The following is an 18,271-nucleotide window of genomic DNA, read 5'->3' on the forward strand; positions in this document are numbered from 1 at the left end:
ATTACCCATCAAAGAAGGACCCACGGGTTGGAACCCGTGGGCCTGAAACCAAAAGTCTAAAGCGATTCGCCGTTACTGAGCGGGCGAAGTTGTCGTCGACGAACTCGAAGGCGCTGCTTTTGCCGGCGCCGGGGCCGACGCGCTGGGCGATGCCGTACGGCTGGACGTCGACGACGCACTGGCCGACGGACGCGCAACCGGTGCCTGAGACGCCGGAGCCGAGGAAGACGTCGGCGTGCCCAGCTTCAAGTCGGACAGGGACGGCGCGGACGACGTGGCCTGCGCCGCGGCCGGAGCCTGCTGTTGTTCTTGTGGCTGGGTGGCCGGGGTCTGGACCGTCAGACCGGACGTATCCAGGTTTTGCAGGGCCGAGGACCGGGTGGCGCGGCTGTCGAGGTTCCCGACGACCGTCATGCCGATGGCGCAGGCAAAAAACAGGAAGCCCAGGATGGAGGTGGCGCGGGTCAGCAGGTTACCGGCGCCACGCGCCGACATGAAGCCCGACGGACCGCCGCCGACGCCCAGGGCGCCGCCTTCAGAACGCTGGATCAGGACCAGGCCGCCCAGAGCAAGGCAGATGATGATTTGGATGGTGAGCAGGATGCCGAATAACATGTCAGGTTTTTGAACCGTAAAGGAAAGTCGCCGGGCCTTAGCATTGTCCCGGCCGGTTGGCCATAGGGCAATGCGGGTGTTGTGTCAGAAATATGATGTCTGAGGCTGGTTACAAGGGGTGAGGAGCCAATTGGTTATGGCCCATTATAGAATTCCGTATAGTAACAGACCTTCCTCAACGTGGGCTGTTGCGACCAAATTTACAGCGGGCCCAATCCCCCACCGTCTCATTTGCTTCCAGCAAATGATCCACGGCACGGGCCGCCCCGCTCCCCGTATAACGGGGAGGTATGAAATTACTCAATTTACGATAGCCCCATCGGGTAATTGGGAACATAAAATTGGGTAACTGGCAGTTGGCGAAGCAAGCTGTGCCATCCCCCAGATTGATACCCAGGCTTAGTCGCCGGCGGCGATGATCGGGGCAAATTCCTCGACCGTGAGCGACGCGCCACCGACAAGGGCGCCGCCGACGCCCGACAGCTTCAGGACATGGGCCGCGTTGGACGGCTTCACCGAGCCACCATACAGGATGTTCGGATTTGCACCCGGAAAACGCTCGCTCAGCCAGGTCCGGATCAGCCCGATGGCCTCAACGATCTGGGCGTCCGACGCGATCATGCCTGTGCCGATCGCCCAGACGGGCTCATACGACACGTGGAACTCACGACCGTCCAGGTCGTCAGGCAGGCTGTCCCTAAGCTGTTTGGTCAGCACGTCGACGGTCTTGCCCGCCTTGCGCTGATCCAGGGTTTCTCCGATACAGACAATGGGAATGAGGTCCGCGCGCAGGGCCGCGCCGACCTTTCGGGCGACCAGTTCACACGGTTCCAGGTGGCCGTGGCGGCGTTCGGAGTGTCCCAGGATCACCAACGAGGCGCCGGCATCGCGAAGCTGGGCGGCGGAGATGTCCCCGGTGTAGGCGCCGCCGTCCATGTAATGGCAGTCCTGACCGCCCAGGCGGACAGGGGTGCCCTCCAGGACCCGGTGCATCAGGGGCAGAAGCGTGGCAGGGGGAAATATGGCGACATCCGAAGCATGGCTTCGGGCGATTTCGGCAATAGCTTCGGCGACCGGAAGGGCGGCCGCAAGGCCGTTCATCTTCCAGTTGGCCGCGATCAGATGGCGTTGTGGCATTACGTTCTGTGCTGGCTGTTTTTGTGGCGGGCGCGCCGCCCCTCCCCGTCATTCGAAGTAATCGGTTGCGCACTTGCGAAAAACCATAGACCGACTGTGCGCATCAAGCCAAGGGAAAAGCCCAGGATTTGCTTGAAACAATTAAATTCCCTTTGTAACAGCCATATTTGTGCCGTAAGAGGAGGCACATTTCAGCGCCATCACCGGCGTTTCTAAAAGGCGGAATACGGCTTCATGATCAACTCTCTGCGCGATTTTACCAAGACCTGGGTTTTCAAGGGACTTATGGTCGTCATCGCGGCCTCGTTCATCACTATCGGTGGAAGAGCCATGTTCCAGCCGCAGTTTTCGACCGACGTCGTGGAGGCCGGCAATCAAAAGGTGACCCCCGCCGAGTTCAAGGCGAAGGTCGAGAGCATGAAGCGCTATTATGAAGAACAGGGCCAGACGATCACGAACGAACAGATGATCGAGGCCAATCTTCCCGGTCGCCTGGCCACGGAGCTGGGTGATCAGAAGGCAACCGTCGCGTGGCTCGACCAACTGGGCATCCGGCCGTCGGCCAAGCTGATCCTGGCCGAAGTCGCCAAGATCCCGGTCTTCTTCAACAGCGTCACCGGCCGTTTCGACATGGACACCTATCGTCAGCAACTGCGTAACCGCGACATGACCGACACCATGTTCGAGTCGGACCTGCGCGACCAGATCGCTGTCCAGCAATATGTCAGCAGCGCTCAAGCCGGCCTTGAAGCGCCCCGGGTCTTTGCCGCCACGACCGCCGCTTTCGGGCTTCAGTCGCGTGACATGAGCGTGTTTATCCTGTCGCCGCAGAACGTCTCGGTTCCGGGCGACCCCACGGACACGGACCTGAGCACCTTCTATAAGGACAATCAGGCGCGGTTCACCCTGCCGGAAATGCGTCAGGCTTCGGTCATCACCTTCTCGGTCGTCAATTACGCCAAGGACGTCCAGGTCAGCGAAGAAGAACTTCGGCAACTGTACGAAACGCGCCGCGCCTCGCTGGCCACGCCGGAGGTGCGTTCCTTCGTTCAGGTTAGTGCCCCTGATATGGGCGCAGCCAACAAGATCTCCGCCGCTCTGAAAGCCGGCCGTACGCCGGAAGACGCCGCCAAGGCCAATAAGGGCGAAGTGATTTCCTATACCCTGCGCCCCAAGACCGCCATCGCGGACGGCAAGGTCGGCGAGGCCGCTTTCAAGATGCAGACGGCCGAGGTTTCGGCGCCGATCCAGGGTACCCTGGGCGTCTCCGTCGTGAAGATGGGCGAGATCAAGATCGGCTCGGCGCCGTCCTTTGAAAGCGCCCGCGCGGAACTGGAAGCGGATCTGCGCCGCCAGCGTGGTGCCGAAAAGCTCAACGAAGCCAGCAATGCCTTTGCGACTGCGCTGGAAAAGGGTGAAGATTTCGACGCCGCCGCCAAGCGTCTTGGGCTGACGGTTGCGCCGCTCGAGCCGATTACGGCCGAGGGTATGGGCCAGTCGGGCAACAACTATTCGACCTATGGCGCGCTGGTGAAGGGTATTTTCGACCTGCCGCAGGTCGGCAGCGTCTCGGAAGTCCTGCCGCTGGGCGAAGGCGAGTATTTTGCTCTGAAGCTGAACGGGATGCGGCCCGCCGGTGCGCCGCCGCTCGAGCAGATCAAGGGTGACCTGACCGTGTTGTGGCGTCGTGAGAAGGCGCAGGAAGCCATCAACGCCGAAGCGGACAAGGTTATGGCGCGTATCGCCAAGGGCGAAAGCCTGGCCGCGGTGGCCGCCAGCTACAAGGCCGAAGTGCGCAGCCAGAAGGGCGTGACACGCCAGACGGCGCAGCAAATGCAAATGCCGCAGCCCCTGGCCGCGCGGGTGTTCACCGCGAAGGCGGGTGAGAGCTTCCGTGCCGACATGCCGGTGCAGGGCATTCCGGCCGTCGCCATCGGCCGCCTGGACGCCATCAACCAGAGCGACGCAGCCCAGGCCAATACCATGGCGACCATGGGCAAGCGCCAGGTCACGCAGGAACTGGGCGGCGACATGACCAGCCTGATTCAGCAGGGTGCGCGCACGGCTGTCAAAGCCAAGGTGCATACGGATGCCGCTTATCGCGCCCTGGGGCTGGAGCCGCCCGCAGCCTCTGCCGGCACGTCGTCGTCGAGCAAGGCCGGCACCAAGTCGTGACGGGTATCGGAATGACAGCCCTCGCCCACAGTAATTTCGAAACTGCCTATGATGCCGGCCAGCCGCAGATCGTCTGGCGCAAGCTGATCGACGATCTGGAAACGCCAGTGTCAGCCTATCTGAAGCTGGGCCGCGACCGGCCGTACAGTTTCCTGTTCGAGTCGGTCGAGGGCGGCGCCCTGTCGGGGCGGTATTCGATCCTGACGCTCAATCCTGATCTGGTGTGGCGCTCGTTCGGCGAGCGCGCCGAGGTCGCTCTGGGCGCCGCATCCATAACCAAAGGGTTATATACGGTCGACAGCGTTCCTACGCTCGACAGTTTGCGCGCATTGGTTGCCGCCAACAAGATGACCATCCCTGAGGGACTGCCGCCGATGGTGTCGGGGCTGTTCGGTGTGTTTGGCTACGACATGGTGCGGTTGATCGAGCCTTTGGGCGAAGCCAATCCGGATCCGTTGAACCTGCCCGATGCGGTGGTGGTGCGCCCCAGTGTCATCTGCGTGTTCGACAATGTGGCGCATGAGATTTTGCTGGCGTCGCCGGTGTGGCCGGACGGGGCCAAGGCGCAGGACGCCTATAGCGCGGCCTGCGCGCGGCTGGATGCGGTCGAGGCCGATTTGCGGGTGCCTTTGGCGGCCCAGCCGACCCCGCGGGACCATCATCAGGAAGCTCTGATGTCGCCGACCTCGCCGCTCGATTTCGGCAGCATGGTCGCGGCGTCGAAAGAGTATATCGCGGCGGGCGACATCTTTCAGGTGGTGTTGAGCCATCGGTTCGAGGCGTCGTATGGGCTGGACCCGTTTGCGTTTTACCGGTCGCTGCGCCGGCACAATCCGTCGCCCTATCTGTTCTATCTGAACTTCGGTGAGTTCCAGTTGGCGGGGTCGTCGCCGGAAATCCTGGTACGGGTGCGAGATGGCAAGCTGACCATCCGCCCGATCGCCGGGACGCGTCCGCGCGGCAAGACGGCGGAACTGGACAAGGCTTTGGAGGCTGAGTTGCTGGCCGATCCGAAGGAACTGTCCGAGCACCTGATGCTGCTTGATCTGGGCCGCAACGATGTCGGCCGGGTAGCCAAGCCGGCGTCGGTAAAGGTGACCGAGAAGTTTATCATCGAACGCTACAGCCACGTGATGCACATCGTGTCGAATGTCGAAGGCGATGCGCCGGCGGATCTGGATCCGGTGGATGCTTTGCTGGCGGCGCTGCCGGCCGGAACGCTGTCGGGTGCGCCGAAGGTGCGGGCGATGGAGATCATCGACGAGCTGGAAGGCGTGAAGCGCGGTGTCGGATACGGCGGTGGCGTCGGCTATATCAGCAGCGGCGGCAGCGTCGATGTCTGTATCGTGCTGCGGACGGCGATTTTCAAGGATCGGATGATCTATGTTCAGGCGGGCGCCGGTGTTGTCGCCGACAGCGTGCCGCAGATGGAATATGAGGAGACTTGCCATAAGGCCGGTGCGCTGATCAAGGCGGCGCAGGACGCCTGGCGGTACACCTACTCGAAAAACTAACGGGGTGTGGGGTCCGTGACCCCACAAAACCTTCTTTTCACTGAAAAAGCCTTGCCTCTTCGGGCAAGGCTTTTTCAGTGAAGGGAAAGTCTTGGGGCCGCAGGCCCCAAACCCCATTCGTTTTCCGTGTCAGTGTTCCACCACGGCGGTTTTGGCCGACAGCTCAAAATCCGCTTGGGGCTTCGCCTTAACGACCGGCTCAGACGTTGCCGCAACCGGCTTTGCCGGTTCGCTCCCGGCCACCGTCGCCAGCAGGGCGCCCGACAGCGCAAAGCCCGCCACCGCCGCCATGGTCAGCAAGCCATTACGCGGTTTCCCCCGCGACGACAGAAGCTCAAGGGCATGATCAAGGCGATGATCGCGGTCGGACATAAAACACCTGCACACAGAATTCGTATCTGCGGCAGTTAAGCCCGCAACGGTTAATCAATCTTAACCATAAAGCAAAATCTTAAGGCTTTTAAACAGCGACACTTTTCCTTACATAAAGGGCGCGGAGGCGCCCCATGATCCTGGTCATCGATAATTACGACAGCTTTACCTACAACCTGGTCCATTACCTGGCCGAGCTGGGCGCCGATACGCAAGTCTACCGCAACGACGCGCTCAGCGTTCAGGACGCCCTCGCCCTGGCGCCGAACGCCATCCTGCTGTCACCCGGCCCCTGCGCGCCCGACCAGGCCGGCATCTGCCTGCCCCTGCTCCGCGCCGCGCCCGAAGACATGCCGGTCCTGGGTGTCTGCCTCGGCCATCAGTCGATCGGCCAGGCCTATGGCGGCGATGTCATCCGCGCCAAGACGTTGATGCACGGTAAGACCTCGCAGATCCATCACAACAATATGGGCATCTTCAAGGACTTGCCTAATCCTTTTACAGCGACACGTTATCATTCGCTGGCCGTCAAAAAGGAAACCCTGCCCGAGGATCTGATCATCACCGCCTGGACAGACGACGGTGAAATCATGGGCGTTCAGCACAAGACCCGTCCAATCCATGGCGTCCAGTTCCACCCGGAATCGATCGCCACAGAAGGTGGCCATCAACTGCTGGCCAACTTCCTGGCCCTGGCCGGCATCGAAAGCCACAACCTCTATGTCTGACGCCTTCAAACCCCTGCTGGCCAAGCTGGCGGACGGCGCCACCCTGGACGGTGATGACGCCGAAACCTTCTTTGCCGCCTGCCTGCGCGGCGAACCGACACCGGCCCAGGTCGCCGCCGCCGTCACCGCTATCCGGTTGCGCGGCGAAACCGTCGGCGAAATCGCCGCCTGCGCGCGGGCCATGCGCAACGCAGCCATCAAGCTGGACCATCCCTACGACGTCGTCGATGTCTGCGGGACCGGCGGGGATGGCCTGCATACCCTCAACATCTCTACCGCCGTGGGATTCGTCGCGGCCGGCGGTGGACTTAAGGTCGCCAAACATGGCAACCGCGCCATCACCTCCAAGTCCGGTACGGCCGACGTGTTGTCCGCTTTGGGCGTCAATATCGAAGCCACGCTGGAACAACAGCGCAAGGCGCTCGATGAGGCCGGGATATGTTTCCTGTTCGCCCAGGCCCACCACGGCGCCATGCGGCACGTTTCGCCGATCCGGCAGCAACTCGGTTTCCGTACGATTTTCAATCTGTTGGGACCGCTTTCTAATCCTGCAGGTGCAAAGCGTCAGGTTGTCGGCGTGCCCCATGTCCGCTTCGTCGAGCCGATCGCTCAGGCCTTGGGTGCGCTGGGCGCGACGCGCGCCTGGTCGGTGCACGGATCGGGTCTGGACGAACTGACGACGACCGGTGAAACCGAAGTCGCCGAATGGCACAACGGCAATGTCCGCCTGTTCCGAATCACACCGGAAGCGGTCGGCTTGCCCCGGGCAGCGCTGGCCGATATCGTCGGCGGGGCGCCGGAGCATAATGCGGCCGCCCTGCGCGCCTTGCTTGAGGGTGAAAAAGGCGCCTACCGCGATATCGTCCTTTTGAATGCCGCAGCCGCCTTCCTGGTCGGCGATAAGGCCGAAACGCTGAAGGACGGCATCGCGCTGGCAGCCGAAACCATCGACAGCGGCAAGGCGCTTCAGGCTTTGGACCGGCTGGCCGCCATCACGCATTCCTGACCAAGACTGATTTTCCACCGCGCTAACCGACAGGTAAGCTTGCGGCAGAGCAAGAGGAGCCTCCATGGCCGATATCCTGGAACATATCGCCGGCTATAAGCGCGACGAGGTCGCTCAACGCCGTGGCGCGATTCTGGTCTCCGATCTGGAGGCGCAGATCGCCGACGTGGGCGCGCCGCGGGGATTTACGCGGGCGCTGGTCGAGGGTAAGCGTCCGCAGAACCTGTCGCTGATCGCCGAGGTCAAGAAGGCTAGCCCGTCGAAGGGGTTGATTCGCGAAGACTTCGATCCGGCCTTCCTGGCGCAGTGTTATGAGGCCGGGGGCGCGTCCTGCCTGTCGATCCTGACCGACAATCCCAGCTTCCAAGGCCACGAATCGCACTTCCAGGCGGCGCGCAATGCCGTCACCCTGCCCTGCATCCGCAAGGAATTCCTTGTCGACACCTGGCAGGTGACCGAATCACGCGCCCTTGGGGCGGATGCGATTTTGGTCATCATGGCTATGATCGATGACGCCCTGGCGGAGGATCTGATCGACGCCGCGCATCATTACGGCATGGATGCACTTGTTGAAGTGCACGACGCCGAAGAGATGGATCGCGCGCTTAAACTTCAGTCGAAATTGATTGGTATAAACAACAGAAATCTTAGAGATTTCATCGTTGATTTGAAAACGACGGAAATCCTGGCGGACAAGGTATCGAATGACCACGTCCTGGTCGCCGAAAGCGGTATCTTTACACCATTTGACGTGCAAAGGCTGGCCCTTACTGGCGCCACGGCCATGCTGGTCGGCGAAAGCCTTATGCGACAAGGCGATGTGACCGAAGCGACCAAAAATCTGCTGGCGTTAGCTTGACATTAACGGGAACACATATAGAACATCGAGCATGAGTTCATGACTTGTTCCGACGGACGGGACAACTGAGCCGCAGGGTGTTCTGACATGCTGACGACCAAACAACGCGAACTGCTGATGTTCATCCATGAGCGCATCAAGGAAGGCGGTGTGTCGCCCTCCTTCGACGAGATGAAGGAAGCGCTCGACCTCGCCTCAAAGTCCGGCATTCACCGCCTGATCACTGCTCTGGAAGAACGCGGCTTCATTCGCCGACTGGCGCACCGGGCGCGGGCTTTGGAAGTCATCAAACTACCTGACCAGGCAACGACCTCGGCGCCGCCGCGCGGCCGCCAGACCTTTGTGCCGCAAGTGGTTGAGGGCACCCGTCAGGTGGCGGAAGCCCCCAAGGCCGTCAATGACGATACCCGCGAACTGCCGTTGCTGGGCAAGATCGCCGCCGGGGTGCCGATCGAGGCCATGGGCCAGGAACGTGACCGGCTGCGCGTGCCGGAATCGATGCTGGGTGCGGGAGAGCATTACATTCTCGAGATCGACGGCGATTCGATGATCAATGCTGGCATCCTCAATGGTGACTATGTCGTCATCAAGAAGACCGATACAGCCCAGTCCGGAGAAATCATCGTCGCCCTGGTTGATGACGAGACCGCGACCCTGAAGCGGTTGCGCAAGAAGGGCGCGTCGATTGCGCTGGAAGCCGCCAACCCGGCCTACAAGACCCAGATCTATAACGACGGCCAGGTCCGCATCCAGGGCAAGCTGGTAGGCCTGATGCGCCGCTATCATTAGTCGTTTTCGGCTTCGGATATCGAAGACCAGTAGCGATTGCCTCTTAAGGGCTGGGCGGCCTTGATCGCCCAGCCCTTTTGCGTGCGGGTCAGTTCCATGGCGCCCAGGCGGCGGAAATCGCCGGCGCTGAGGCGGCTGACCTTGGCGCATGGCCAGTCGCCGACCGGGCTGCGCATGACCACCAACGTGCTGGCGGTGCAGAGTTCGGCCAGGCGTTTGGCGTTGGGAGGTTTGTTGCTGAACCAGAAGCCGACCTTGACCGGATTGGAGGGCAAGGGTGTGCAGCCGTAGCCCTGGCAAATATAATCACGGTCGCGGGCTGTTTCGTCGAGCGCCGTCAGGCCGTAATGCTGAGTCCATTGTTCGAAGCCGTACTGGCGGACCTTGGGACGCAGGACATAGGCGCCGGCGCTGGTACGAATGGCTGCATTGCCACCTTGGGGGTCGATCCAGATGTCGGGCGGAGTCACGCGTGGCCACCACAGGATGGTCGAGGCCACGAGCAGACCGGCCCAGCGGGCTTTGCCGCGGATCAGGCACACCCAGATCAGTCCGAGCGTCGCCAGCACCAGGACAAAGCCCGGGGCTGAGGGCCAGGTCAGCACGGCGTGGGGCAGAGCCGAAGTCCAGGCGGCAATCCGGCCGATCAACCATAGACCGCCGGCGGCGACACGCAGGAATATCCAGCCCAGGGGCGTGCCGGCCAGGACGGTGCCGACGGCCAGGGATGGCATGACCACAAAGGCGGTGATGGGCGCTTCGAGGAGGTTGGCGAGCAGGCTGTATAGCGAAAAGCGGTTGAAATAGGCGATCGCGAAGGGCGTCGTCGCCAAGGTGGCGACGAGGGAGGCTGTCAGCGACAGTTTGGCGCCGTTGATCGAGGCCTGGACGGCGCGCACCCACAGCGGGACGCTGATTTCTCGGATATCCGGTTTGATCGCTTCAGCAAGCGCCAGGAGCGCTGCCGTGGCGCAGAAAGACATCTGGAAGCCGGGCTGAACCACGGCTTCGGGCGTCAGGCCGATGACGATCAGGGCGGCTATGGCCAGGGCGCGCAGGCTGAGCGCCCTGCGGTCGAACAGAATAGCGGCAAAGGCGACGCAGGCCACCACAGCGGCGCGGACGGCCGGTGCCGGCGCGCCGGAAATGGCCAGATAGATCAAAATAAGGATGATGCTGGCGCCGGCGGCGATCTTCTTGACCGGCAGGCGCAGGGCCAGAGGCGGAACGGCGGCCATGGCGCCGCGCAGGAAGAAAAAGATGAAGCCCCCGACCACGGCCATATGAACACCGGAAATCGACAGAATGTGCGCCAGGCCGGAATCGCGCATGTCTTCGATCAGGGGCTCAGGGACATAGGCTTCGTGGCCGGTGACCAGGGCGGCGGCAAAACCGCCTAGCGCTTCGCCATCCTTGAAGCCGGGCTGGATATGCGCCACCAGGGTCCGGGTCAGCTCCCAGCGCGCCCGGTTCAGTCCCAGGGTGAGCTTCAGGCGCAGGTTCTGTGGCGGTGAGTCGATATGCTCGATGCGGCCGGGCACGAAGCCGACGCCGCCGATGCCCTGGAACCAGGCGGTACGGGCAAAGTCGTAGCCGCCGGGCAGGGATGGCGATGGTGGTGGATTGACGAGGGCAAAGACTGAAATCGCGTCGCCGGGCTTGATATTCGCCGCCGCGATGGCGCCCGGCCGTAGGGTGACACGCAAGCGGTGTGGCGTTTCCTGCGGCGTCAAGCCGCGGATGCTGATCGGCGCCAGGAGCAGGCGCGGTTTGTCGGCGGAAGGCGAGATGATGTCGACGACGTAGGCCTGGACGCTGTACTGGTCCTGAGCCGCGCTGATAACCGGGGCGCGGACATTCTCGGTTCGTAGTTTGGCGACCAGGGCGCCGGCCGAGAACAGAAGTAAAAGTAAAAGTATATTATGGAGATAGGCCGAATAGCTGACGCGGCGTATCAGGATCATCACGGCCATGATGACGGCGGATGGCAGAATCAGCCATAGCCAGCCGGGTTCATAGGGCAGTTCCAGATAGGCCGCTGCCCCCAGCCCCATGGCGACCGGCAGCCACAGGAAGATGCGGCCTTGCTGGGCCGTGACGGCCCCCGCCGCCCAGGCTTTTACTTCATCCCTTGTGGGCCACGACAAACGCCGCAAACCTACCCCCGATTGCCGATATCTTGGTCACACCTGACCATGGCCAGGCCTGCACCGCAAGGGTTCGACAAAAATCCGTGAGTGAGGACGCCGCGCGACGGCGCTCTTGCTTCACAAAAGCGTGTACGGAGCGAGCCGGAGCCGACACAGAAGATCAAAAAAAAATATTGCAAATGAATATGTTAGCAATCCTCATCCACAGGCGTTTGTGCACCGGCCTGAAACAAATCCTCCGTTGACGATCATTTCAGGCCCTTTTCGTCCCGCATGAAGGGACGGCTGTCCGACAATCCTTAATGACCCTCTTTTCATTTGGGATCACAGTTTATATAGCAGGCGCAGCGCAAATCTCATTGCGCCGCACAAACACAAAATTTTAGGGGCAAGCGTACATGACCCAGACTTCTCCTGCTCAACTGACACTTGGCGACAAGACCATCACCCTTCCCGTCTCGAAAGGCACGCTGGGTCCGGACGTTCTGGACATTCGCAAGCTTTATGCGGAGACGGATGCTTTCACCTACGACCCGGGTTTTACCTCGACAGCGTCGTGCGAAAGCAAGATTACCTTTATCGATGGCGACGCCGGTGTCCTGCTGCACCGCGGCTATCCGATCGGGCAACTGGCCGAAAAGTCCAGCTTCCTCGAAGTCTGCTACCTGCTCCTGCATGGCGAACTGCCGCAGGCGGCCGAGTACGAGCAGTTCGAGACGACGATTACCCGTCACACCATGCTGCATGAGCAGTTCGACCGCTTCTTCTCGGGCTTCCGCCGCGACGCCCACCCGATGGCCGTGATGACCGGCGCGGTCGGCGCCCTGTCGGCCTTCTATCACGACAGCCTGGACATCCATGACCTGCGCCAGCGCGAAATCTCGGCCCACCGCCTGATCGCCAAGATGCCGACCATCGCCGCCCGCGCCTTCAAGTACAGCGTCGGCCAGCCCTTCGTACATCCGCTGAACAAGCTGAGCTACACCGAAAACTTCCTGCGCATGTGCTTCGCCGTGCCGGCCGAAGAGTATGTCGTCAATCCGGTCGTGGCCAAGGCCATGGACCGTATCTTCATCCTGCACGCCGACCACGAGCAGAACGCCTCGACCTCGACCGTCCGCCTGGCCGGTTCGTCGGGCGCCAATCCGTTCGCCTGTATCGCCGCCGGCATTGCCTGCCTGTGGGGCCCCAGCCACGGCGGCGCCAACGAAGAGGCGCTGAACATGCTGAAGGAAATCGGAACACCCGAGCGCGTCAAGGAATTCGTCGCCGGCGTGAAGGACCGCAAGTACCGCCTGATGGGCTTCGGTCACCGCGTCTACAAGAACTACGACCCGCGCGCGACCGTGATGAAGCAGTCGGCTGATGAGGTCCTGGCGGCGGTTGGTGATCCGAACGATCCGCTGTTCCAGGTCGCCAAGGAACTGGAGCAGGTGGCGCTGAGCGACGATTTCTTCATCTCGCGCAAGCTGTATCCGAACGTCGACTTCTATTCCGGCATCACCCTGTCGGCCATGGGCTTCCCGACCACCATGTTCACCGTGCTGTTCGCCTTGGCGCGCACGGTCGGCTGGATCGCCCAGTGGAAGGAAATGATCGAGGATCCTTCGCAGAAGATCGGCCGTCCGCGCCAGCTCTATACCGGCGCGACGCAACGCGATTACGTGCCGATTTCCTCGCGCGGCTAATTGAGACAGAAAAGCCCGGAACCGATGGTTCCGGGCTTTTTTATGGGATTTGCAGAAAGTCCAGGACCGCCCTCGCCGCTTTTTCCGCCGGCGGGCGCTGGCCGCGGCCCATCAGGTCCAGGGCTTTGAACTGTTCCGCGATCTGTTGGTCGCGCACGGCTTTGTCATCCAGACGTTCGTTGATGGCCTTGAGAAGGTTGTCCGGCGTGCAGGCCGGCTGGATGAATTCCGGCGCGATCTCCTTATCTGCGGTGATGTTGAACAGAGTCACGTATTTGATCGTGGCAATGTTCTTGAAAATCCACCAGGTCAGGGGTTCGACCCTATAGGCTATTATCATCGGGCAGCCGGCCAGGGCGAGTTCGGTCGACACCGTGCCCGAGCACGCCAGGGCCAGGGTCGCCGCCTGCATGGCTGAATATTTGTCGTCTTCGTTCTCGATCAGATGCAAACGTAGCGGCAGGTCTTTGACCGCCGGGACGACCAGGTTGCGGACGGTTTCGGCCACAGGCATGACAAGTGTCAGGTCCGGGCGAGACTTACTTAGGGCCAGCAGGGTTTCGACGAAGGTCGGCAGCAGGCGTTTGATTTCCCCCGGCCGCGAGCCTGGCAGCACCATCAGCAGCGGGGCATCGGGTTCAATGCCGATCTTGCGGCGGAAGGCGTCCGGATCGGCTTTGGAGAAGTCGACATTGAGCGCGGGGTTGCCGACAACGACGGTTTTGAGGCCTTCACGCTCGAAATAGGGCGCGTCCATCGGGTGGAGCGCCAGAAGCAGGTCGACAGCCTTGGCCAGGGTTTTGGCGCGGCCCGGGCGGGTGGCCCAGACCTGGGGGCCGACATATTTGATCAGCGGCACCTTGGGCATGATTTTGCGGATAGCGTGGGCGGCGCGCAGGGTGAAGCCCCAGGAATCGATCAGGACCACAGCGTCGGGCTTTTCCGCAGCGGCCAGGGCGGCTGTGTCGCGGACGCGAGCATTGACCCTCGGCAGGGCTTTCAGGCCTTCCAGCATGCCCAGGATGGATAGTTGTGCGATGTCGAAGGGGCTTTGAACGCCCTGCTCGGCCATGCGGGCGCCGCCGACGCCGACAAAGGTGAAGGCAATGTCGGGCGCCTGTTTGCGCAGTTCGACCATCAGGCCGGCGCCCAGCATGTCGCCGGAGGCTTCGGCGGCGATCAGCATGATTTTGAGCGGCTTAGTCATGGTGGCCGTAGAGGAAGACGCCCAGTTCGGCGGCGCGGGCATGAGTCGTGGCCTTGTCGACGACCAGCAGGTGGCCGGCGCGGGCGACAATACCGGAAAGGCCGGCGGCGGCGGCGTCTTCGATGGTGGAAACGCCGATGGTCGGCATGTCGAGGCGCAGGTCCTGGATGGGCTTGGCGAGCTTGGCGAGCACACCCTTGCGGTTGGCGATCGAGCCACGGAGGGCGTGTGGCAGGGTAGCTATGCGGCGGAGCATATTTTGGGTGCCTTCCTGGGCTTCGACGGCCAGGGTAATGCGGCCGGCGACGACAACCGCCTGACCGATGTCGAGGGCACCGATAGCGGTGGCGATGCGCATGGCTTCCTGGGCGTCCTCCATGGCTTCCGCGGATGGATCGGGACCGGCCTGGAGGCCCTTTCCCAGCAGGAGTTCGGGGTTGGCTTCGTGGGCGCCTTCAATGTCGTAGCCTTGCGAGGCGATAACCTTGGCGACCTGGCGCAGGAGGGAGTCGTCGCCACCCCGGCCGGCCGACTGGATGCTGGTCAGGTGGTCGGCGCCGTGTTCCTTCTTCATGTCGTCGAAGTCGGGACGCTGAACGTAGCCGCACATGGTGACCGCCTTGCATTGCTCGGTCGCCAGAATCTCGAACAGTTTCGCGAAGTCACCGAGGCCGAGGGTATGGCCGGGGTGGTCGTTCAGGTGCGGGTCGGAAAGGCCGTCGATGCGGACGACGGTGTAGGGCCGGTTTGTTTTTGCGAGATATTGCGCGACTTCGATGGGGAGCGCGCCGCCGCCGGAGATGAGGGCGAGTTTGTTGGCAGTCGACATGGCGCTGTCCTGTAATGGGGTGTGGGGTCCGCGACCCCACGTCTTTTTCTACTTCTTTTTCTTGATCCCTGGCCCTTTGGGCCGGGTCAAGAAAAAGAAAAAGGGAAGGCATGGGGCCACGGGCCCCAAACCCCATAACGCGACAGCGTCAATCCGATGGCAAACAAATCGGCCTTGTCGAATCCTCCCGGATAAACCGCACGATCTCCACCACCTGGTCGATATCCGAGAAATTCTCCAGCACATCGTCCAGCCGTTCCTGGAAGGTCCCTTCCTCGGCGAACATCATGCGATAGGCCGTCCGCAGCGCCAGGATCAGCTCACGCGAGAAACCACGGCGCTTCAGGCCCACCAGGTTCAGCCCTTCCAGTCGCGCGTGGTTGCCCCACACCGACCCATAGGGAATGACGTCCTTGGTCACCACGGCCCCGCCGCCGATGAAGCAGTACCGGCCCAGGCGCGCAAACTGGTGCACCGCGCACGATCCGCCCAGGAACACGAAGTCCCCGATTTTCACATGGCCGCCGACGCTGGCCAGGTTCGCCAAAATCACGTTGTTGCCGAGAATACAGTCGTGGGCGATGCCCGACCCCGACATGAACATGCAGTCATTGCCGACTTCGGTAATCCCGCCGCCCTTTTCGGTGCCCGTATGCATGATGACATGCTCGCGGACCAGGTTGCGCTCGCCGACCACCAGGCGCGTCGGTTCGCCCTTGTGCGCCAGGTGCTGCGGCGGACCGCCCAGGCAGGCAAACGGATGAACGACCGTCTCGGCCCCGATCTCGGTAATCCCGTCGATCACGACGTGGGACTTCAAATTCACCCGGTCCTTCAGCGTCACCTGGGGCCCGACAATGCAATAGGGCCCGACATGAACCCCTTCGCCCAGCTTAGCCCCCTCGTGCACGATCGCCGTCGGGTGAATTGTAACCGTCATTTTGGACTCTCGACCACCATAGCCGCAAATTCGGCCTCGCAGACGATCTTATCGCCGACATAGGCCTCACCGCGGAACTTGAAGACATCGCCGCGATGACGCACCACTTCAACCGGCATGCGCACCACGTCGCCCGGACGTACCGGGCTGCGGAACCGTACACCATCCACCGACATAAAGAAGATGGTCTTGCCTTCAACTTCTACGTCCAAAGATTTCGACATCAGCACGGCGCCGGTCTGGCCCATGGCCTCGATCAGCAACACACCGGGCATGACCGGGTTTTCCGGAAAATGCCCGTTGAAGAATGGCTCATTGAAGGTGACGTTCTTGATGCCCGTCATCGACTTGTTCTTGACCCAGTTCTCACCGCGATCGATCAGCAAAAAGGGATAGCGATGCGGGATGCGCTTCAGGATCTCGGCGTAATCCACCGCCACGCCGGCTTGCGGAGTCCCCGTCTCCACCTCAGTTCCCGGCACATCCTGCTCAGTTGTCGTCATCGTATCCATCATCCTTTGTCCTTGCCGGACTCCTTGACCGCCGCATTCTTTTCCAGCCAAACCACTTCACGCAGGAACTGCCGCGAGGGCTTGGCCGGGAAACCCGACACCATGGCGCCGGGCGGCACATCCTTAAACACAATTGCCCCAGCGGCAACCTTGGCACCAGCCCCAATTTCAATATGGTCGATAATTCCGGCACGTCCGCCGAACATGGCGCCGTCACCGATCCGCACCGATCCCGACAGGCCCGAATGGGCAGCCACGATGCAGTTGCGCCCGATGCGCACATTGTGCGCAATCTGGACCATATTGTCGATCTTGGTGGCTTCTCCCACGATCGTATCCTCGAACGCGCCCCGGTCGACGCAGGTCCCCGCGCCGATACTGACATCGTCCTGCAGGATGACCCGCCCCAGTTGCGGCACATCGACCAGCCCGCGCGCGTCACCCGACACGCCAAAACCGGCCTCACCGATTCGCACACCCGACGAAAGCTGAACCCGATCACCCAACAACGCGCAATAAATGGTGCTGTGGGCGCCGATGTGGCAGTCTCGCCCGATACGGACGCCCGGACCGATCACGGCATAGGCTTCTATCCGCGTGCCGGCGCCAATCTCGACGTCCTGGCCGATCACGACCCCGACGCCCAGCATGACCCCGTCCTCGCGTTTGACGCTGGGGTGCACGGGCGAAGCGCCTTCGTGCATGCGCGGCCGGTAAAGCCGCGCAGCCAACCGCGCCCACGACGCCTGGGGCGCCGGACTGATGATGGGGACACTCCGGTCCGGAACATGGTCGATGTAATCGGAATGGACGAAGACGAATTCGGCCTCGGTCCGGTGCAGATTGGTCAGGTAGCGGCGATCCGAGAAGAAGGCGGCCTTACCCGGCCCTCCCAAAGATAAAGGGGCGCAGGCCGTTACGAACCCGCTCCCCTTCCTGCCCGGTACACCCAGGCGCGTCGATGTCAACGCCGCTACCTGATCGAGGTCTATTTTTGAACCGATATCAAAAAAGCGCAGATCAGGCATATGGCAGTCAACTCGTTATTTCTTAGGCGCGGCCCCTTGAGCAGCCTGGGCCTGCGCGGCTTGTTGTTCAAGGTTGACGCGGTTGATTTGCGGCAACTGATCGCCCGAAGCGTCCATCTTCTGCACAACCGCAGCGGTGATGTCCATGGATGGATTCACATAGACGACTTCGACCGGCTGATTGTTAGGCCCGGTCATCTGGTATTGCAACAGACCTTCGGCGCGAACCACCATAGAACACTTGTTTTGCGTCACCACGGTGTTGATCTGAGGGATCATCTTTTCCATGACGGCGTTGATCGCGACCTGACTGGTGTAGCGCAGTTCTTCTTCGCGCAGCTGGACCTTGCGCTGCCAGGCTTCGCCCTTGGCAGCCCAGGCCTGAACCTTGCCTTCCCATTGCTTCTTGCCCGCCTCGGTGGCCGTGGCGGTCTTCTGGGTGTCCTGGAGCTGCTTTTCTTCTGCCTGCAGGGCTTCGCTTTCCCCGCTCACCTCAGCCTTAACCTGCGCCTGCAGTTGCGCCAGGCGGGCATTGGCCTGCTGGCCCAGCTTCGAATCCGCCAGGGCCTTGCCGGTGTCGAGGACGCATTGGCCCGGGATGGCGGCGCCAAAGGACGGCGGGGTCGGCGCGGTTTGAGCAAAGGACTGACCCGCGGCGGTCAGGGCCAGAACGCCGGCGAGAGCGACGAGAGATGTCTTGGTCATGGTGAGGATGCTTTTTT

The 18,271-nt window shown here is 61.9% G+C and carries 17 protein-coding genes; 7 read left to right on the forward strand and 10 right to left on the reverse strand.

The features are described 5' to 3' along the window. Window positions 1–72 precede the first annotated feature (72 nt). Window positions 73–615 carry a preprotein translocase subunit SecG gene (gene secG, locus ABAC460_RS37080; RefSeq protein WP_023453772.1) on the reverse strand — a complete coding sequence of 181 codons (543 nt, stop codon included), beginning with the start codon at window positions 613–615 and terminating at the stop codon, window positions 73–75. Window positions 616–1,014: 399 nt separating this feature from the next. Continuing rightward, entirely contained in the window at window positions 1,015–1,752 is a 738-nt protein-coding gene (gene tpiA / locus ABAC460_RS37085; RefSeq protein WP_023453773.1) for a triose-phosphate isomerase, read from the reverse strand. Window positions 1,753–1,986: 234 nt separating this feature from the next. On the opposite strand from tpiA, the gene ABAC460_RS37090 reads away from it, so the two are divergent. Together ABAC460_RS37090 and trpE are read left to right on the forward strand one after the other, a co-directional pair. Continuing rightward, window positions 1,987–3,927, forward strand: coding sequence for a peptidylprolyl isomerase (locus tag ABAC460_RS37090; RefSeq protein WP_023453774.1), 1,941 nt, complete (start codon window positions 1,987–1,989; stop codon window positions 3,925–3,927). An 11-nt stretch (window positions 3,928–3,938) separates the two neighbouring features. Further along, window positions 3,939–5,441 carry an anthranilate synthase component I gene (trpE, locus tag ABAC460_RS37095; RefSeq protein WP_023453775.1) on the forward strand — a complete coding sequence of 501 codons (1,503 nt, stop codon included), beginning with the start codon at window positions 3,939–3,941 and terminating at the stop codon, window positions 5,439–5,441. Window positions 5,442–5,570: 129 nt separating this feature from the next. On the opposite strand, the gene ABAC460_RS37100 is transcribed toward trpE, so the two are convergent. Beyond that, window positions 5,571–5,813: a hypothetical protein gene (locus ABAC460_RS37100; RefSeq protein ID WP_023453776.1), complete on the reverse strand. Its 243-nt coding sequence runs from the start codon at window positions 5,811–5,813 to the stop codon at window positions 5,571–5,573. 134 nt (window positions 5,814–5,947) lie between these two features. Here ABAC460_RS37100 and ABAC460_RS37105 point away from each other — a divergent pair, with 134 nt between their 5' ends. The 4 genes from ABAC460_RS37105 to lexA all read left to right on the forward strand — a co-directional run bounded on the left by ABAC460_RS37105 (window position 5,948) and on the right by lexA (window position 9,195). Beyond that, window positions 5,948–6,541: an anthranilate synthase component II gene (locus tag ABAC460_RS37105; protein WP_023453777.1), complete on the forward strand. Its 594-nt coding sequence runs from the start codon at window positions 5,948–5,950 to the stop codon at window positions 6,539–6,541. Continuing rightward, window positions 6,534–7,547, forward strand: coding sequence for an anthranilate phosphoribosyltransferase (gene trpD / locus ABAC460_RS37110; protein WP_023453778.1), 1,014 nt, complete (start codon window positions 6,534–6,536; stop codon window positions 7,545–7,547). Before ABAC460_RS37105 ends, trpD begins: the two co-directional genes overlap by 8 nt. A 64-nt stretch (window positions 7,548–7,611) precedes the next feature. After that, on the forward strand, window positions 7,612–8,406 hold the full coding sequence (gene trpC / locus ABAC460_RS37115) for an indole-3-glycerol phosphate synthase TrpC (RefSeq protein WP_023453779.1): 795 nt from the start codon (window positions 7,612–7,614) through the stop codon (window positions 8,404–8,406). 87 nt (window positions 8,407–8,493) lie between these two features. After that, window positions 8,494–9,195, forward strand: a complete 702-nt coding sequence (lexA, locus tag ABAC460_RS37120) for a transcriptional repressor LexA (protein ID WP_023453780.1) — start codon at window positions 8,494–8,496, stop codon at window positions 9,193–9,195. Here the strand turns inward: lexA and ABAC460_RS37125 are convergent. Further along, a complete protein-coding gene (locus ABAC460_RS37125; RefSeq protein WP_023453781.1) occupies window positions 9,192–11,342 on the reverse strand; it encodes a ComEC/Rec2 family competence protein in 2,151 nt (716 codons plus the stop codon). The two genes, lexA and ABAC460_RS37125, sit on opposite strands and share 4 nt — an antisense overlap. 401 nt (window positions 11,343–11,743) lie before the next feature. Between ABAC460_RS37125 and gltA the strand changes: the two genes are divergently transcribed. Further along, window positions 11,744–13,033 carry a citrate synthase gene (gltA, locus tag ABAC460_RS37130; RefSeq protein ID WP_023453782.1) on the forward strand — a complete coding sequence of 430 codons (1,290 nt, stop codon included), beginning with the start codon at window positions 11,744–11,746 and terminating at the stop codon, window positions 13,031–13,033. A 40-nt stretch (window positions 13,034–13,073) separates the two neighbouring features. On the opposite strand, the gene lpxB is transcribed toward gltA, so the two are convergent. The 6 genes from lpxB to ABAC460_RS37160 form a co-directional block, all read right to left on the reverse strand. Continuing rightward, window positions 13,074–14,219, reverse strand: a complete 1,146-nt coding sequence (lpxB, locus tag ABAC460_RS37135; RefSeq protein ID WP_023453783.1) for a lipid-A-disaccharide synthase — start codon at window positions 14,217–14,219, stop codon at window positions 13,074–13,076. Between the two features lie 13 nt (window positions 14,220–14,232). Then, the gene (locus ABAC460_RS37140) at window positions 14,233–15,069 is read right to left on the reverse strand and encodes an LpxI family protein (protein WP_023453784.1); all 837 of its coding nucleotides are present in this window, start codon (window positions 15,067–15,069) and stop codon (window positions 14,233–14,235) included. 148 nt (window positions 15,070–15,217) lie between these two features. Next, on the reverse strand, window positions 15,218–16,009 hold the full coding sequence (gene lpxA, locus ABAC460_RS37145) for an acyl-ACP--UDP-N-acetylglucosamine O-acyltransferase (RefSeq protein ID WP_023453785.1): 792 nt from the start codon (window positions 16,007–16,009) through the stop codon (window positions 15,218–15,220). Beyond that, complete coding sequence (fabZ, locus tag ABAC460_RS37150; protein ID WP_031236848.1) at window positions 16,006–16,512, reverse strand: 3-hydroxyacyl-ACP dehydratase FabZ; 507 nt, start codon at window positions 16,510–16,512, stop codon at window positions 16,006–16,008. Before fabZ ends, lpxA begins: the two co-directional genes overlap by 4 nt. Window positions 16,513–16,520: 8 nt before the next feature. Further along, window positions 16,521–17,549 carry a UDP-3-O-(3-hydroxymyristoyl)glucosamine N-acyltransferase gene (gene lpxD / locus ABAC460_RS37155; RefSeq protein ID WP_031236849.1) on the reverse strand — a complete coding sequence of 343 codons (1,029 nt, stop codon included), beginning with the start codon at window positions 17,547–17,549 and terminating at the stop codon, window positions 16,521–16,523. A 15-nt stretch (window positions 17,550–17,564) separates the two neighbouring features. Next, window positions 17,565–18,254, reverse strand: coding sequence for an OmpH family outer membrane protein (locus tag ABAC460_RS37160; RefSeq protein ID WP_023453788.1), 690 nt, complete (start codon window positions 18,252–18,254; stop codon window positions 17,565–17,567). Between the last annotated feature and the right edge of the window lie 17 nt (window positions 18,255–18,271).

Source organism: Asticcacaulis sp. AC460 (genome assembly GCF_000495795.1).
Lineage (GTDB): Bacteria > Pseudomonadota > Alphaproteobacteria > Caulobacterales > Caulobacteraceae > Asticcacaulis.

Coding starts and splice junctions, on each gene's coding strand:
- secG (WP_023453772.1), bottom strand. CDS start 615: ATGTTATTCGGCATCCTGCTCACCATCCAAATCATCATCTGCCTTGCT.
- tpiA (WP_023453773.1), bottom strand. CDS start 1,752: ATGCCACAACGCCATCTGATCGCGGCCAACTGGAAGATGAACGGCCTT.
- ABAC460_RS37090 (WP_023453774.1), top strand. CDS start 1,987: ATGATCAACTCTCTGCGCGATTTTACCAAGACCTGGGTTTTCAAGGGA.
- trpE (WP_023453775.1), top strand. CDS start 3,939: ATGACAGCCCTCGCCCACAGTAATTTCGAAACTGCCTATGATGCCGGC.
- ABAC460_RS37100 (WP_023453776.1), bottom strand. CDS start 5,813: ATGTCCGACCGCGATCATCGCCTTGATCATGCCCTTGAGCTTCTGTCG.
- ABAC460_RS37105 (WP_023453777.1), top strand. CDS start 5,948: ATGATCCTGGTCATCGATAATTACGACAGCTTTACCTACAACCTGGTC.
- trpD (WP_023453778.1), top strand. CDS start 6,534: ATGTCTGACGCCTTCAAACCCCTGCTGGCCAAGCTGGCGGACGGCGCC.
- trpC (WP_023453779.1), top strand. CDS start 7,612: ATGGCCGATATCCTGGAACATATCGCCGGCTATAAGCGCGACGAGGTC.
- lexA (WP_023453780.1), top strand. CDS start 8,494: ATGCTGACGACCAAACAACGCGAACTGCTGATGTTCATCCATGAGCGC.
- gltA (WP_023453782.1), top strand. CDS start 11,744: ATGACCCAGACTTCTCCTGCTCAACTGACACTTGGCGACAAGACCATC.
- lpxB (WP_023453783.1), bottom strand. CDS start 14,219: ATGCTGATCGCCGCCGAAGCCTCCGGCGACATGCTGGGCGCCGGCCTG.
- ABAC460_RS37140 (WP_023453784.1), bottom strand. CDS start 15,069: ATGTCGACTGCCAACAAACTCGCCCTCATCTCCGGCGGCGGCGCGCTC.
- lpxA (WP_023453785.1), bottom strand. CDS start 16,009: ATGACGGTTACAATTCACCCGACGGCGATCGTGCACGAGGGGGCTAAG.
- fabZ (WP_031236848.1), bottom strand. CDS start 16,512: ATGACGACAACTGAGCAGGATGTGCCGGGAACTGAGGTGGAGACGGGG.
- lpxD (WP_031236849.1), bottom strand. CDS start 17,549: ATGCCTGATCTGCGCTTTTTTGATATCGGTTCAAAAATAGACCTCGAT.
- ABAC460_RS37160 (WP_023453788.1), bottom strand. CDS start 18,254: ATGACCAAGACATCTCTCGTCGCTCTCGCCGGCGTTCTGGCCCTGACC.